Source organism: Gemmobacter sp. (genome assembly GCF_016792925.1).
In the GTDB taxonomy this organism is placed as follows: domain Bacteria; phylum Pseudomonadota; class Alphaproteobacteria; order Rhodobacterales; family Rhodobacteraceae; genus Gemmobacter.
In genome coordinates, this window is record NZ_JAEULU010000228.1 from 1 (window position 1) to 13,499 (window position 13,499).

The 13,499-nt window shown below is 65.0% G+C and carries 12 protein-coding genes and 1 tRNA gene; 11 read left to right on the top strand and 2 right to left on the bottom strand.

The features are described 5' to 3' along the window. Positions 1–165: 165 nt before the first annotated feature. Complete coding sequence (gene pepT / locus JNN06_RS10840; protein ID WP_291239607.1) at positions 166–1,416, bottom strand: peptidase T; 1,251 nt, start codon at positions 1,414–1,416, stop codon at positions 166–168. A 168-nt stretch (positions 1,417–1,584) separates the two neighbouring features. Between pepT and JNN06_RS10845 the strand changes: the two genes are divergently transcribed. From JNN06_RS10845 to JNN06_RS10855, 3 genes are all read left to right on the top strand, one after another. Then, the gene (locus tag JNN06_RS10845; protein ID WP_291239616.1) at positions 1,585–2,352 is read left to right on the top strand and encodes a lytic transglycosylase domain-containing protein; all 768 of its coding nucleotides are present in this window, start codon (positions 1,585–1,587) and stop codon (positions 2,350–2,352) included. Positions 2,353–2,412: 60 nt separating this feature from the next. Continuing rightward, positions 2,413–2,487, top strand: a tRNA-Glu gene (locus JNN06_RS10850). Between the two features lie 431 nt (positions 2,488–2,918). After that, the gene (locus JNN06_RS10855; RefSeq protein WP_291239608.1) at positions 2,919–3,554 is read left to right on the top strand and encodes a hypothetical protein; all 636 of its coding nucleotides are present in this window, start codon (positions 2,919–2,921) and stop codon (positions 3,552–3,554) included. Here JNN06_RS10855 and JNN06_RS17660 read toward each other — a convergent pair. Beyond that, the gene (locus tag JNN06_RS17660) at positions 3,529–3,951 is read right to left on the bottom strand and encodes a terminase gpA endonuclease subunit (RefSeq protein WP_366812742.1); all 423 of its coding nucleotides are present in this window, start codon (positions 3,949–3,951) and stop codon (positions 3,529–3,531) included. The genes JNN06_RS10855 and JNN06_RS17660 overlap by 26 nt on opposite strands. A gap of 108 nt (positions 3,952–4,059) precedes the next feature. Here JNN06_RS17660 and murB point away from each other — a divergent pair, with 108 nt between their 5' ends. The 8 genes from murB to JNN06_RS10895 all read left to right on the top strand — a co-directional run. Beyond that, positions 4,060–4,989, top strand: coding sequence for a UDP-N-acetylmuramate dehydrogenase (gene murB, locus JNN06_RS10860; protein WP_291239609.1), 930 nt, complete (start codon positions 4,060–4,062; stop codon positions 4,987–4,989). 36 nt (positions 4,990–5,025) lie between these two features. Continuing rightward, entirely contained in the window at positions 5,026–5,949 is a 924-nt protein-coding gene (locus JNN06_RS10865) for a D-alanine--D-alanine ligase (protein ID WP_291239610.1), read from the top strand. Next, positions 5,937–6,914, top strand: a complete 978-nt coding sequence (locus JNN06_RS10870) for a cell division protein FtsQ/DivIB (RefSeq protein ID WP_291239611.1) — start codon at positions 5,937–5,939, stop codon at positions 6,912–6,914. The genes JNN06_RS10865 and JNN06_RS10870 overlap by 13 nt, the downstream gene beginning before the upstream one ends. Further along, positions 6,911–8,245 carry a cell division protein FtsA gene (ftsA, locus tag JNN06_RS10875; RefSeq protein WP_291239612.1) on the top strand — a complete coding sequence of 445 codons (1,335 nt, stop codon included), beginning with the start codon at positions 6,911–6,913 and terminating at the stop codon, positions 8,243–8,245. Before JNN06_RS10870 ends, ftsA begins: the two co-directional genes overlap by 4 nt. A gap of 214 nt (positions 8,246–8,459) precedes the next feature. Beyond that, the gene (ftsZ, locus tag JNN06_RS10880) at positions 8,460–10,148 is read left to right on the top strand and encodes a cell division protein FtsZ (RefSeq protein WP_291239613.1); all 1,689 of its coding nucleotides are present in this window, start codon (positions 8,460–8,462) and stop codon (positions 10,146–10,148) included. Positions 10,149–10,418: 270 nt separating this feature from the next. Continuing rightward, positions 10,419–11,351 (top strand): UDP-3-O-acyl-N-acetylglucosamine deacetylase, encoded by a 933-nt coding sequence (gene lpxC, locus JNN06_RS10885; RefSeq protein ID WP_291239614.1) that lies wholly within the window; start codon positions 10,419–10,421, stop codon positions 11,349–11,351. Between the two features lie 191 nt (positions 11,352–11,542). After that, positions 11,543–12,343 carry an outer membrane protein assembly factor BamD gene (locus JNN06_RS10890; protein WP_291239617.1) on the top strand — a complete coding sequence of 267 codons (801 nt, stop codon included), beginning with the start codon at positions 11,543–11,545 and terminating at the stop codon, positions 12,341–12,343. A gap of 36 nt (positions 12,344–12,379) precedes the next feature. Continuing rightward, the coding region (locus JNN06_RS10895; RefSeq protein WP_291239615.1) for an AAA family ATPase at positions 12,380–13,499 on the top strand (1,120 nt) is incomplete at its 3' end.

A 13,499-nucleotide genomic window follows, 5' to 3' on the forward strand; every position in this document is an offset into this window, starting at 1 on the left:
CGGGGCAGGCACTGGCCTCTCGATCACATGCTGAACAGGTCTTGCGTCCTCGCTTTCGCAGGGCCGGGAAAACGCGATGCGTTTTCTGTCTCCGGCCCCCCGAAGGGCGGGGCTATCCTCGGTCACACCTGGAAAACGCGCTCCGTTTCCTGATCCGGCCCCCCCTCACTCCGCCGCCATCTGCACCAGCCGCAGGCAGGTGCGCGTGGCCACGGCCATATCCTGCACGCTCACCCATTCCAGCGGCCCATGGATCTCCTGCATGCCGGTGAAGATATTGGGGCAGGGCACCCCCATCTCGGTCAGGCGCGAGCCATCCGTGCCGCCCCGGATCGGCACCGAGACCGGCTCCACCCCCTCGGCCCGCGCTGCCGCCCGCGCCAGCTCCACCGGGCGCATGTCCTTCTCCAGCCAATAGCGCATGTTGCGATATTGCGGCTTGATCTCGCAACGCAGTACCGCCCGCGGCTCCGCCGCCTGCAAAGCCGCACAGGCCGCCTGCAACAGCGCCCCCTTCGCTGCCAGCCCCTCCAGCTCGAAATCCCGCAGGATGAAGCGCAGCTCCGCCTCCGCCACGCCGCCGCTGATCTGATACAGATGGATGAACCCCTCGCGGCCCTCCGTCACCTCCGGCACCAGGGTCGATTGCGGCAAAAACGCCGCCAGCCGCGCCGCCAATGTGGCCGCATTCACCATCCGCCCCTTCGCCCAGCCCGGATGCGCCGAGACCCCGGGGATCGTCACCACCGCCCCATCGGCCGAGAAACTCTCATATTCGATCTCGCCCACCGCGCCACCATCCAGCGTATAGGCAAAATCCACCGCCAGATCGGCGGGCAAGCGCGCATCCACCCCGCGCCCGATCTCCTCATCCGGGGTGAAGGCCAGCCGCACCTCCGGCCGCGCCATCCCGCCCTGCGCCAGCAAATGCCGCGCCATGGTCATCAGGATCGCCACCCCCGCCTTGTCATCCGCGCCCAGCAGCGTGGTCCCCGAGGCCGTGACAATATCATGCCCGACCTTCGCCCCCAGATGCCGCGAGACCTCGGGCGACAACACCAAACCCGGCGCGTCCGCAAATGTGATCGGCCCACCGTTATAGCCGCGATGCACCACCGGCTTCACCCCGGTCGCATGGAACGCAGGCGCCGTATCCATATGCGCCACAAAGCCGATCCGCGGCCCCGGCGCGCTGCCCGGCACCACCGCCAAAACCACACCATAATCGGTGATCCGCACCTCCGCCGCGCCCATCTCGCGCAGCTCCGCCGCCAGCATCCGCGCCAGATCCAGCTGGATCGCCGTGCTGGGGCTGGAGGGGCTTTCCTCGTCGCTCTGGCTGTCCACCGCGCAATAGCGGATCAGCCGGGTCTCAAGCTCGGCATCAAGATCGGTCGGGGCGAAATCACTGGGCATGGGGTCTCCAAGAGCAGGGCAGGGGTCGGAAACGCGGCGATATGATCACGCCTGCGCGAAATTCCCCGCCCCATGCTTGCACGCTTGGGGCAAGAACGTAAACTGCCGCAAATTCCAAAGGGAGCTTTTCAGGTGTTGAAGTTCAAGGCATTTGTCACCGCCGCCGCGCTGGCCGTGACGGCAACCACTGCGGCCCAGGCCGCGCCCTGTAGCAAGACCGGCGGCGAGTATGAAAGCTGGAAAGCCGTGATGGCGCAGGAGGCCGCCGCCGCCGGCGTGGGCGAGCGGGGCATCGCCGCGCTGATGGGCTCCAGCTATGCCACCAAGACCATTGCCGCCGACCGCAACCAGAAAAGTTTCAAATATTCGCTGCAAAAATTCCTGCAAGTGCGCGGCGCCGATGCCATCGTTTCGCAGGGGCGCAAGCGCAAGGCCAAGAATGCGGGCTTCTATCAGTCGCTGGAGGCGCAATATGGCGTCCCCGCCGGGGTGATCCTGGCCATTCACGGCATGGAAACCGGCTTTGGCAATTTCATGGGCGACAGCAATGTGGTCTCGGCCATCGCCACCCTGGCCTATGATTGCCGCCGCTCGGATTACTTCACCCCGCATCTCCTCGCCGCGCTGAAGCTGGTGGATCAGGGCGCCATCAGCACCAAGACCCTGGGCGCCAAGCATGGCGAAGTGGGCCACACCCAGTTCCTGCCCGGCAATGTGCTGCGCTATGGCGTGGATGGCGACGGCGATGGCCGGGTGGACCTGACCAAACAGGCCGACGCCCTCGCCTCGACCGCCAATTTCCTCGCCCAGAAGGGCTGGCAGCCGGGCGCGGGCTATCAGGAAGGCCAGCCGAACTTCGCCGTCATCAAGGAATGGAACGCCGCCACCGTCTACCAGCAGGCCATCGCCATCATGGGCGCAAAAATCGACGGCTGAGCGCGATTTTCCCTCTTGCACCCGGTGAGCGGCTGACCTAAACACCCGCTCACCAACCGCGGCCCGTTCGTCTATCGGTTAGGACACCAGGTTTTCAACCTGGGAAGAGGGGTTCGACTCCCCTACGGGCTGCCACGGTTATATCCCGATACGTACCAAATCGAGCAAAACCCTTTTATTTGCTGGGGTTTACGTCGCGGTGCGTTCCAGTGTGACCCCATACTCCCCGGCGTCTAAGGTCTAAAAGTATGGTCTGCCTTGCCTGACCTAGACCTTAGGGGAAACCACGCCACTTATGAGCTGTAGATGTGCTCACCGTCGCTGCCCTTTCACCTAGTGGCGCGTGCAGCACGGAGCGGCAAGGATGTGTGGCTAGTAGCTATGTCTAAATGAGCGCACCGCTTCATCTGCAGAGGCGGCGTTGAGAACTAGTGGGTCACTAGATCAGGGACGTTGAAGACCATCTGGACAAGGCCGCGTCCAGCGGGTGGTGGGACGAGTGGGCACCCTCTTGAACTCAGTAATTTGCTACAGTATTTTACTGAACGAGAAAGTTGGAGGCTGCCATGATGTCACTTAAGCTGGAAGGTGTCGTACAGATCGGGCCTGGCACCTGGACCGCACAACTAGAGCCATCCGACGTGCGCCGGTTTGGCCAGAATGCATCGTCAAACGGCTTTCGCAGTATTCTAGCGGTCTCTTCACCCGTCTTCGACAAAGAGACTGGTACAATGGCCGTTTCGCTCGACGCCGTTTCAGCCATGAACATTGGGCGCGGCAACGACGCGCTTCTGGTCGATCTGGATTCCGGAGAGAACATTAAGCCTGAAGCGAATGTTTCCAGTCAGGCAGATGCTCCCGAGAGAGACCAAGCGTTCATTGCCGCCTGCAAAGTGCATTTGCCAGCCCACATGGTTTCGATCATCGCCCGAGTACTGTCAGAGGTCCGAAGGCACCATGATGACAGGCTGGTTGAAGGCGCAGGACGCAAATGGACCGCAGCCCCCCATAACTTTCTCGCGATCACAATTCAGAATCGAAATCAGCAGTTTCTAGTCTCGGTAAAGGCGGACCCAGCACGCCATTCTTTCAAGCACATTCAGCTAAAGCGTAGCCGGTCGCCATACTGTGAGTTCCATGTGAATTCGCCGTCTCAAATAGAGGAAACTGTGCAGATCATCCTAGCATCGGCAAGATATTGATTCCCAACCAACGCGACCAAAATATCTGCGGCCTTTTAGCGGTGGCTGCCGCCGTTGTCAGTTCCGGTTCCCGGCGGCCCAAGTCAACCTCGACTAGCGTGCGGGCGGCCAAGGCATAGACCATGCAGTCTAGGGACTCGGCCCGCCGTCCCGCAATCCGTTCCCACACGCGGACAGGTGTCCCTCGCATGTATCGGACCAGCCGCCGTTCCACCGCCAGTTCTTCGAAGAACCTGCTTCCAGCCTGTCGCTGAATCTCACTGTCCGCCCGCGCGACAGGGGCGACGCCGGCATGGCCTTCAGCACATCCACGGCTAGGGTGAACAGACAGGACCCGAGCCTCTCGTGGTGCTACCGCGACGAACCTATCCCGTACCTCCCCCCCATCCCCCTCCATCCCCCGCCCAAAGCGTACACCCCATTATCCGTCCCCCCCTTTTCACCCCCGAAACTATACACGCCATTCCCCCTTGTCTCAGCCCGGCGGCGCTGGCAAAACGCGGGCATGACCCATGCGCTTCCCACCCCCCGCGGCACGCTTACCCCGAACCGGAGCCTCTCCGATCTGACATGGCTGCGTGTCGGCGGGCCTGCGGATTACCTGTTCCAGCCTGCGGATGTGTCTGATCTGGCAGGTTTTTTGGCAGAGCTTCCCCCCTCTGTGCCGGTCTTCCCCATGGGCGTGGGTTCCAATCTCATCGTGCGCGATGGCGGCATCCGGGCTGTGGTGATCCGCCTGGGCCGGGGTTTCAACGCCATTGAAATCACCGGCAACCGCCTCACCGCCGGCGCCGCCACCCTCGACGCCCACCTCGCCCGCCGCGCCGCCGAGGCCGGGCTGGACCTGACCTTCCTGCGCACGATCCCCGGGTCCATCGGGGGGGCGGTGCGGATGAATGCGGGGTGCTATGGTGATTATGTAGCTGATTTTCTTGAAGAAATCCAGATCGTGACCCGGGCGGGGCAGGTGGAAACCTTGCCCGCGTCGGAGCTCAATCTGCGCTATCGCCAATCCGATTTGCCCGAAGGCGCCGTGGTCATCAGCGCCACCTTCCGCGCGCCAGAGGGCGACCCGGCCGCGCTGGAGGCCCGCATGGCCGACCAGCTGGCCAAGCGCGACGCGACCCAACCTACCAAGGATCGCAGCGCAGGCTCCACCTTCCGCAACCCCGTGGGGCATTCCTCCACCGGTCGTGCCGATGACAGCCATGACCTCAAGGCCTGGAAGGTGATCGACGATGCCGGGATGCGCGGCGCCCGGCTCGGCGGCGCGCAAATGAGCCAGATGCACTCCAATTTCCTGATCAATGCCGGTGGCGCCACGGCCGCTGATCTGGAAAATCTGGGCGAGGAAGTGCGAAAAAGGGTTTTCCAAACCAGCGGGATCACGCTAGAGTGGGAAATCATGCGTGTCGGCGAACCGACGGCAGAATAACAAGAATTCGGGGCAAAGACCCCGGCGAGGCAGTAAATGGCGGGCATGTCAGGCAAGACAGGCTCCCGTATCGTGGTATTGATGGGTGGACCCTCCGCTGAGCGCGAGGTTTCATTGTCGTCGGGGCGTGAATGCGCCAATGCCCTGCGGGTGGCTGGTTACGAGGTGATCGAGGTCGATGCGGGCCGCGATCTGGCCGCGCGCCTGGCTGAGATCAAACCTGATTGTGTTTTCAATGCCTTGCATGGTCGCTGGGGCGAGGATGGCTGCGTGCAGGGCATCTTGGAATGGCTGCGCATCCCCTATACCCATTCCGGCGTGCTGGCCTCGGCCCTGGCGATGGACAAGCAACGCAGCAAGGAGGCCTATCGCGCCGCCGGTCTGCCCATCGTCGAAAGCGTGCTGGCCAGCCGCGAGGAGGCGAGCGCCCGCCACATCCTGCCGCCGCCCTATGTGGTGAAACCCTATAACGAGGGCTCCTCGGTCGGGGTCTATATCGTGGCGAAGGGGGCGAACCGTCCGGCGCAGCTGGCGGCCTCGATGCCCGAGACGGTGATGGTGGAAACCTATGCGCCGGGGCGCGAGCTGACCTGCGCCGTGCTGGGCGACCGGGCGCTGGCGGTGACGGATATTGTGACCTCGGGCTGGTATGATTACGCGGCGAAATACAGCGTCGGCGGGTCGAGCCATGTGATCCCCGCTCAAATTCCGGATGAAATCTCAGAGGCTTGCATGGATTACGCCTTGCGGGCGCATCGCGCCATCGGCTGCCGGGGCCTGAGCCGCACCGATTTCCGCTGGGATGAAAGCCGCGGTCTGGCCGGGCTGATCCTGCTGGAGACCAACACCCAGCCGGGCATGACGCCGACCTCGCTCGCGCCGGAACAGGCCGCGTTTTGCGGGCTGTCCTTCCCCGAACTTTGCGCCTGGATCGTGGAGGATGCCTCATGCGACCGCTAGTGGCCGAGCGCAGATACCAGCCCGCAGCGCCCGTGCGGGCCGCGCGGCCTGTGGCGGCGCAGCCGGCGCAAGCGTCGCAGCGCCGTGATCCGGCACAGGCCCCCGTGCGCCGCGACCCGGCGCCGACCCGGGCAGCCTATCGGATGCAGCGCCTTTGGCTGACGCCGCTGTTCCGCGTGCTGGTGCGGGTGGGGGTGCCTGCCTTCTCCATCGCGCTGGTCGGGCTGTTGTGGCTGGGCAATGATGCCCGCCGCGCCGCGCTGGTGGCGCAGGTGGATGAATGGCGCGAAAGCGTTGAAAACAGGCCGGAATTCCGGGTCGATGTGGTGCAGATCACCGGCGCCTCGCCCTCGCTGGATGCGGCGATCCGTGACATGCTGGCGCTGAAACTGCCGCTGTCGAGCTTTGACATTGATCTGGAGGCCGCCCGCGCCAAGGTGGCGACGCTGGATGCGGTGGAAAGCGTCTCGATCAAGGTGGGCGGGCAGGGCGCGCTGGAGGTGGCGATTACCGAGCGCCTGCCGGTTCTGGTCTGGCGTCGTGGCGAAGAGCTTGATCTGCTGGACAAAACCGGGCGCCGTGTGGCGAAGATCCTGACCCGATCCGACCGGCCCGACCTGCCGGTGATCGCGGGCGAGGGCGCCAATCTGGCCGCCGCCGAGGCGCTGGAGATCGTGGCGGCTGCGGGCCCCGTGCTGCCGCGCCTGCGCGGGCTGGTGCGGATGGGCGAGCGCCGCTGGGATCTGGTGCTGGATCGCAACCAGCGCATCCTGCTGCCCGCGCATGAGCCGGTGCGCGCGCTGGAGCGCCTGCTGGCGCTGGACAAGGCCGAAGACCTGATGAACCGCGACATTCTCACCCTGGACCTGCGCAATCAGCAGCGCCCAACCCTGCGTCTGGCCCCTGCCGCGCTGCGCGACATGCGCCGCGCCATGGGCATTGTCACCGTGGAGAACGACCTGTGACCGATCTCTATCAATCCCAACGGGCCATGCGGAACATGCGCCGCGCCGCGATGCAACGGGGCGTGGTGGCCATTCTGGACATTGGCACCTCGAAAATCGCCTGCCTTGTTCTGCGCTTTGACGGGCCGGAGCGCCGCCGCGACAGTGACGGCGTGGGGTCCATGGCGGGGCAATCGCAATTCCGCATCATCGGCGCGGCCACCACCCGGTCGCGCGGCGTGCGCTTTGGCGAGATCGCGGTGATGAGCGAGACCGAGCGCGCCATCCGCACCGCCGTGCAGGCGGCGCAGAAGATGGCGAATGTGCGGGTGGATCACGTCATCGCCTGTTTCTCGGGCGCCGAGCCGCGCAGCTATGGTCTGGCGGGCGAGATCGAGCTGGCCGACAGCGTGGTGACCGAACAGGATGTGGCGCGGGTGCTGGCCTCTTGCGACATGCCCGATATCGGGCAGGCGCGCGAGGTGCTGCATGCCCAGCCGGTGAACTTTGCGCTCGATCATCGTTCGGGTCTGGGCGATCCGCGCGGGCAGATCGGCAACCGTCTGGCCTGCGACATGCACCTGCTGTCGGTCGAGGCCTCGGTGGTGCAGAACCTGTTGTTCTGCATCCGGCGCTGCGATCTGGAACTGGCGGGGATTGCCTCGTCGGCCTATGTCTCGGGCATTTCCAGTCTTGTGGAAGACGAGCAAGAGCTGGGCGCGGCCTGTATCGACATGGGCGGCGGTGCCACCGGCATCTCGATTTTCATCAAGAAACACATGATCTATGCGGATTCGGTCCGTATGGGCGGCGATCACATCACCTCTGACATTGCCAAGGGCCTGCAAGTGCCGATGGCGGTGGCCGAGCGCATCAAATGCGTGCATGGCGGGGTGGAGGCGATGTCGAAAGACGATCGCGAGATGATCGAGATGGGCGGCGACAGCGGCGACTGGGAGAAAGACCGCCGCCGCGTGAGCCGGACCGAGCTGATCGGCATCATGCGTCCGCGCGTCGAGGAAATTCTGGAAGAGGCGCGCGCCCGGCTGGATGCGGCCGGTTTCGATCATCTGCCCAGCCAGCAGATCGTGCTGACGGGTGGTGCAAGCCAGATCCCCGGGCTAGACATGCTGGCGGCGCGAATCCTTGGCCAGCGGGTTCGGCTGGGGCGGCCCCTGCGCATTCAGGGCCTGCCGCAGGCGGGGACGGGGCCGGAATTTTCCTCGGCGGTGGGGCTGTGTCTGTTCGCCACCAGCCCGCAGGATGAATGGTGGGATTTCGACATCCCGACCGAGAAATACCCGGCGCGTTCGCTGAAGCGCGCTATCAAGTGGTTCCGCGACAACTGGTAACCCCCACATCCTGCGCTCACGGCGAAATCCCGCCGAGAAAGACCTTTTATCCCCCATATTTTGTGGGTTAATTGCGTTTTTCTCGTGACCTTGGCGCTGTCTGTGGATAGAATTGAGGATAATTCGGTGACTCCGTGTTCGGGACAGGTGCGGCAGGTCGCTGGAAATGAATGAAAAAACTGGCGGCGTAAGCAAAAAAGCAGGCGGATTTGCGATGACCTTGAATCTGATGATGAACTCCCCGCAGCAGGATCTGAAGCCGCGCATCACCGTGTTCGGTGTGGGCGGGGCTGGCGGCAATGCCGTCAACAACATGATCGAGAAAGAGCTGGAAGGCGTCGAGTTCGTCGTGGCCAATACCGACGCGCAGGCCTTGCAGCAGTCGAAATCGGCCTCGCGCATCCAGATGGGCCCGAAAGTGACCGAGGGTCTGGGGGCGGGGGCGCGTCCGCAGGTCGGCGCCGCCGCTGCCGAGGAAACCATCGAGGCCATCGTCGATCATCTGGCGGGGGCGCATATGTGCTTCATCACCGCCGGGATGGGCGGCGGCACCGGCACTGGCGCCGCGCCGATCATCGCGCAGGCCGCGCGCGAGCTGGGCGTGCTGACCGTCGGCGTGGTGACCAAGCCCTTCCAGTTTGAAGGCAACAAGCGGATGCGGCAGGCCGAGGAGGGCATTGAGGCCCTGCAAAAGGTCGTCGATACGCTGATCATCATTCCGAACCAGAACCTGTTCCGCCTCGCCAATGAGCGCACCACCTTCACCGAGGCTTTCGCCCTGGCCGATGACGTGCTGTATCAGGGCGTCAAGGGGGTGACCGATCTGATGGTGCGCCCCGGCCTGATCAACCTCGATTTCGCCGATGTGCGTTCGGTGATGGACGAGATGGGCAAGGCGATGATGGGCACGGGCGAGGCCACCGGCGAAGACCGCGCCGTGCAGGCCGCCGAAAAGGCCATTGCCAACCCGCTGCTGGACGAGATCAGCCTGAATGGCGCCAAAGGCGTGCTGATCAACATCACCGGCGGCTATGACCTGACCCTGTTCGAGCTGGACGAGGCCGCGAATATCATTCGTGAAAAGGTCGATCCCGACGCGAATATCATCGTCGGCTCCACGCTGGACCCGAATATGGAAGGCTCGATCCGCGTTTCGGTCGTGGCCACCGGCATCGACGCCTCGCAGTCGAACCGCGCCGAGACCCCGTCGCGCCGCCCGATGGGCAGCGCCGCGCCGACCTTCGCCCCGGCAGAGCCCGCCCCGGTCGCCCCGCGCTCGACGGTGAATGTGCAGGTGAATCCGGCGCCGCAAGCGCATCAGCCGGCGCCGCAACCCGCGCCGCAGGCCTATCAGCCCGCACCGCAGCAAGCTGCCCCGCAACAGGCCGCCCTGTTCGATGCGCCGCAGCAGCCGCAGGCCTTCCAGCCGCAATCCTTCCAGCAGCCGGAAGAGGCCGCGATGGATGATGTGCCGCCGCCCGCCTACCGCCCGGCGCCCGCACCGCAGCAACAGCCGCAGCGCAGCTTTGCCGCCCATGACGATGACGCCGCCGCCTTTGTCGCGCCGCGCCCGCGCCCGGCAGGTCAACCCTCGCCCGAGGCGCTGGCCCGTCTGCAAGCCGCCGTCAGCAAGGCTCCGGCCGCCGCAGCCGCGCCGCGCCCGCAGCCGACCGCACAGCGCCCGGCCGCGCCCGCCCCGGCGCCTGCCCGCGCCGCAGAAAAGCCGCGCTTTGGCATCGGCTCGCTGATCGGGCGCATGGCTGGCCATGCCTCCGAGGCTCCGGCCGAGCGTCCGGCCCCGCGCCAGCAGCCGCAAGTGTCCTCTTACGACGAGGAGCCTGAGCTTTCGGCCGATCAGGAACGGATCGAGATTCCCGCCTTCCTGCGCCGTCAGGCTAATTGAGGGCAGGGGGCGCGACGCCGCGTCATCCTCACGCCATGTTTTGAAGATGCCCGGGTTGCCGGGCATTTTTCTTTTGTAAAACAAGGGATTATTCTTGCTGTGGCGCTGTGTTGCAGGGGCTTTGGGCCACTGTTACATCCGGTTACAAAGAGTGAGTTGTTCTCACGCCCTCCCGGAATTACCTAAACTTCGCGGCATGTCCTATGGGATTTTCTTCAGAAAACCCTTGGCGATGCGCGCGGAAACCTGGTTCCATCTTGGGGGCTGAACGTGCAAAACACCTTGAAATCCGCCGCGGTTTTTACCGGACTGGGGCTGCATTCCGGGGAAGCGGTGCGCATGGTCGTGCATCCGGCGCCGGTGGATACCGGGGTCTGGTTCCGCCGCACCGATGTGGCGGGGGCCGATGCGCTGATCCCGGCCCGCTGGGATGCCGTTGTGCCCTCGAAACTTTGCACCCTCGTGGCCAATGCCGCAGGCACCAGCGTGTCCACCATCGAACATATCATGGCCGCGCTGGCGGGCTGTGCGATCCACAACGCGCTGATCGAAATCGACGGGCCGGAAGTGCCGATCCTCGATGGCTCCTCGGTGCCGTTTGTGCAGGCCTTTCTGGCGCAAGGCATTCTGGCGCAACCCGCGCCGGTGCGGGCCATTCGCGTGCTGAAAGCCATCGAAGTGCGCGAGGGCGAGGCGGTGGCGCGGCTGGAGCCTTCGGACAATCTGGAGATCGACTTCCGCATTGATTTTGCCGAGGCCGGGATCGGGCGGCAGGAAAAGCACCTGTCCATGGCCAATGGCGCCTTTGTGCGCGAGCTGTGCGACAGCCGCACCTTCTGCCTGCAAGCCGATGTCGATTTCATGCGCGCCAATGGGCTGGCGCTTGGCGGCACGCTGGAAAACGCGGTGGTGTTCGAGGATGGCGAGGTTCTGAGCCCCGGCGGTCTGCGTCACAGCGACGAGCCGGTGCGCCACAAGATGCTGGATGCGCTTGGCGATCTGGCGCTGGCGGGCGGGCCGATTCTGGGCCGCTATACCGGCATCCGCGCCGGTCACGCCATGACCAACCGCCTGCTGCGCGCGCTGTTCGCCGACCCGAGCGCCTATCGCTTTGTCGAGGTGGGCGGCACCGCCGAGCGCAAGCTGCCCGGCATGGGCGTGCATCGCGGCGATCTGCCGATGGTGACGCCGCTTCACGCCTGAGTGAGCCGGAAGGCCGAAAGGCGTTTTGCGCCGCCGATTTTTCTGTGCTAGGACAAGCCGAACGCCTTCCCGCCTTGCGGGCGGGCAATGCGCCCGGCGGCAGGTTTTGCCCGGCGCAGGCAGGATTTGACGAGGCAGACGTGCGAGAGACAAACGGCGGAACTTCGGGTGCTGGCATCCTGGGCGGGCTCTTGCTGGCGGCGTTTCTGGCTGCCTGTGGCGGCGGTGCGGCCAAGGAACCGGCCCTTGATACGCTGAGCGCGGAGCAGATCTTCAAGCGGGGCGAGTTCACGCTGGAGGAAGACAAGGATACCGAAGGCGCCATCCGCTACTTTGCCGAGGTCGAGCGGCTGTATCCCTATTCCGATTGGGCGCGCCGCGCGCTGATCATGCAGGCCTTCACCTATCACAAGGCCAAGGAATACGAGGATGCCCGTCAGGCGGCACAGCGGTTCCTGGATTTCTACCCCGGCGATGAAGATGCGGCCTATGCCAAATATCTGCTTGCCCTGTCCTATTACGACCAGATCGACGAGGTGGGCCGCGATCAGGGCCTGACCTTCCAGGCGCTGCAAGCCCTGCGCGAGGTGATCGAGGAATATCCCGACAGCGAATATGCGCGGTCGGCCATTCTGAAATTCGATCTCGCCTTTGACCATCTGGCCGCGAAGGAAATGGAGATCGGGCGCTTCTACCTCAAGAAGGGCCATTACACGGCGGCCATCAACCGTTTCCGGGTGGTGGTGCAGGATTTCCAGACCACGACCCACACCGCCGAGGCGCTGCACCGGCTGGTGGAAAGCTATCTGGCACTGGGCCTGACGGATGAGGCGCAGACCGCCGGGGCGATTCTGGGCTATAACTACAAGTCCAGCCCCTTCTATCAGGACAGCTACAAGCTGCTCACCTCGCGCGGGCTGGAGCCGAAGGTGAAGGGCGATGGCTGGCTGGCCAAGGTCTATCGCCAGATGATCAAGGGCGAGTGGTTGTAAGGGCGGCGGGGTGAAGCCCGCCCTACGGGTGCTTTGATGCTGCGATCTCTTGATATTCGCGACATGCTGATCATTGATCGGCTTTCGCTGGCGTTTCAGCCGGGGCTGAATGTGCTGACCGGCGAGACCGGGGCGGGCAAGTCGATCCTGCTCGACAGTCTGGGCTTTGTGCTGGGCTGGCGCGGCCGGGCCGAGCTGGTGCGGGCCGGGGCCGAGAAGGGCGAGGTGGTCGCGGTGTTCGACCTGCCGCCGGGCCATGCGGCGCGCGCCGTGCTGGAGGAATATGAGATCGAGGCCGAGGATGAGCTGATCCTGCGCCGGGTCAACCATGCCGATGGCCGCAAGACCGCCTGGGCCAATGACCGCCGCGTTTCCGGCGAGGTGCTGCGGGCGCTGTCGGAAACGCTGGTGGAGCTGCATGGCCAGCATGATGACCGGGGGCTGCTCAATCCGCGCGGCCATCGTCAGATGCTGGATGCCTTTGCGGGCCTTGACCTTGCGCCCGCCCGTGCGGCTTGGGGCGCGCTTGGCGGCGCGCGCAAGGCGCTGATGCAGGCGGAAACCGCGCTGGAGGCGGTGCGGGCCGAGGAAGATTTTCTGCGTCATGCCGTGGCCGAGCTGGACAAGCTGAACCCCGAACCCGGCGAGGAGGCCACGCTGGACGCGCGGCGCCGCGCCATGCAGGGGGCCGAGAAAATCCGCAGCGAAGTGTCGCGCGCCCATGCCGGCATCTCGGAGCAGGGGGCCGAGGCCCTGCTGCTGGAGGCGCTTCGTCGGCTGGAGGGCGCCGCCGATCATGCAGCAGGCGCTTTGGAGGCGCCGATCGGCGCGCTGAACCGGGCGCTGATGGAGCTGTCAGAGGCGCAATCGGGGGTCGAGGCCTGCCTGCAAGCGCTGGACTTCAACCCCGCCGAGCTGGAGGCGCTGGAGGAACGGCTGTTCGCCATCCGCGCGCTGGCCCGCAAGCATGGCGTCTTGCCCGATGATCTGGGCACATTTGCCGAAGGGCTGCGCAAGCGGCTGGAGGCCTTGGACGGCGGCGAGAAGAATATCGCTGGCCTGCGCCGGGCGCTCAATCTGGCGGAAGATGCCTATCAGGCCGAGGCCAAGCGGCTGACCGTGGCGCGTGTCGCGGCGGCGGGGCGGCTGGATGCGG

Bases quoted from the DNA above. Each gene is read 5' to 3' on its own strand.
- JNN06_RS10855 (WP_291239608.1), top strand. From the start codon at position 2,919: ATGATGTCACTTAAGCTGGAAGGTGTCGTACAGATCGGGCCTGGCACC.
- JNN06_RS17660 (WP_366812742.1), bottom strand. From the start codon at position 3,951: ATGGAGGGGGATGGGGGGGAGGTACGGGATAGGTTCGTCGCGGTAGCA.
- pepT (WP_291239607.1), bottom strand. From the start codon at position 1,416: ATGCCCAGTGATTTCGCCCCGACCGATCTTGATGCCGAGCTTGAGACC.
- ftsZ (WP_291239613.1), top strand. From the start codon at position 8,460: ATGACCTTGAATCTGATGATGAACTCCCCGCAGCAGGATCTGAAGCCG.
- JNN06_RS10865 (WP_291239610.1), top strand. From the start codon at position 5,026: ATGGCGGGCATGTCAGGCAAGACAGGCTCCCGTATCGTGGTATTGATG.
- JNN06_RS10870 (WP_291239611.1), top strand. From the start codon at position 5,937: ATGCGACCGCTAGTGGCCGAGCGCAGATACCAGCCCGCAGCGCCCGTG.
- murB (WP_291239609.1), top strand. From the start codon at position 4,060: ATGACCCATGCGCTTCCCACCCCCCGCGGCACGCTTACCCCGAACCGG.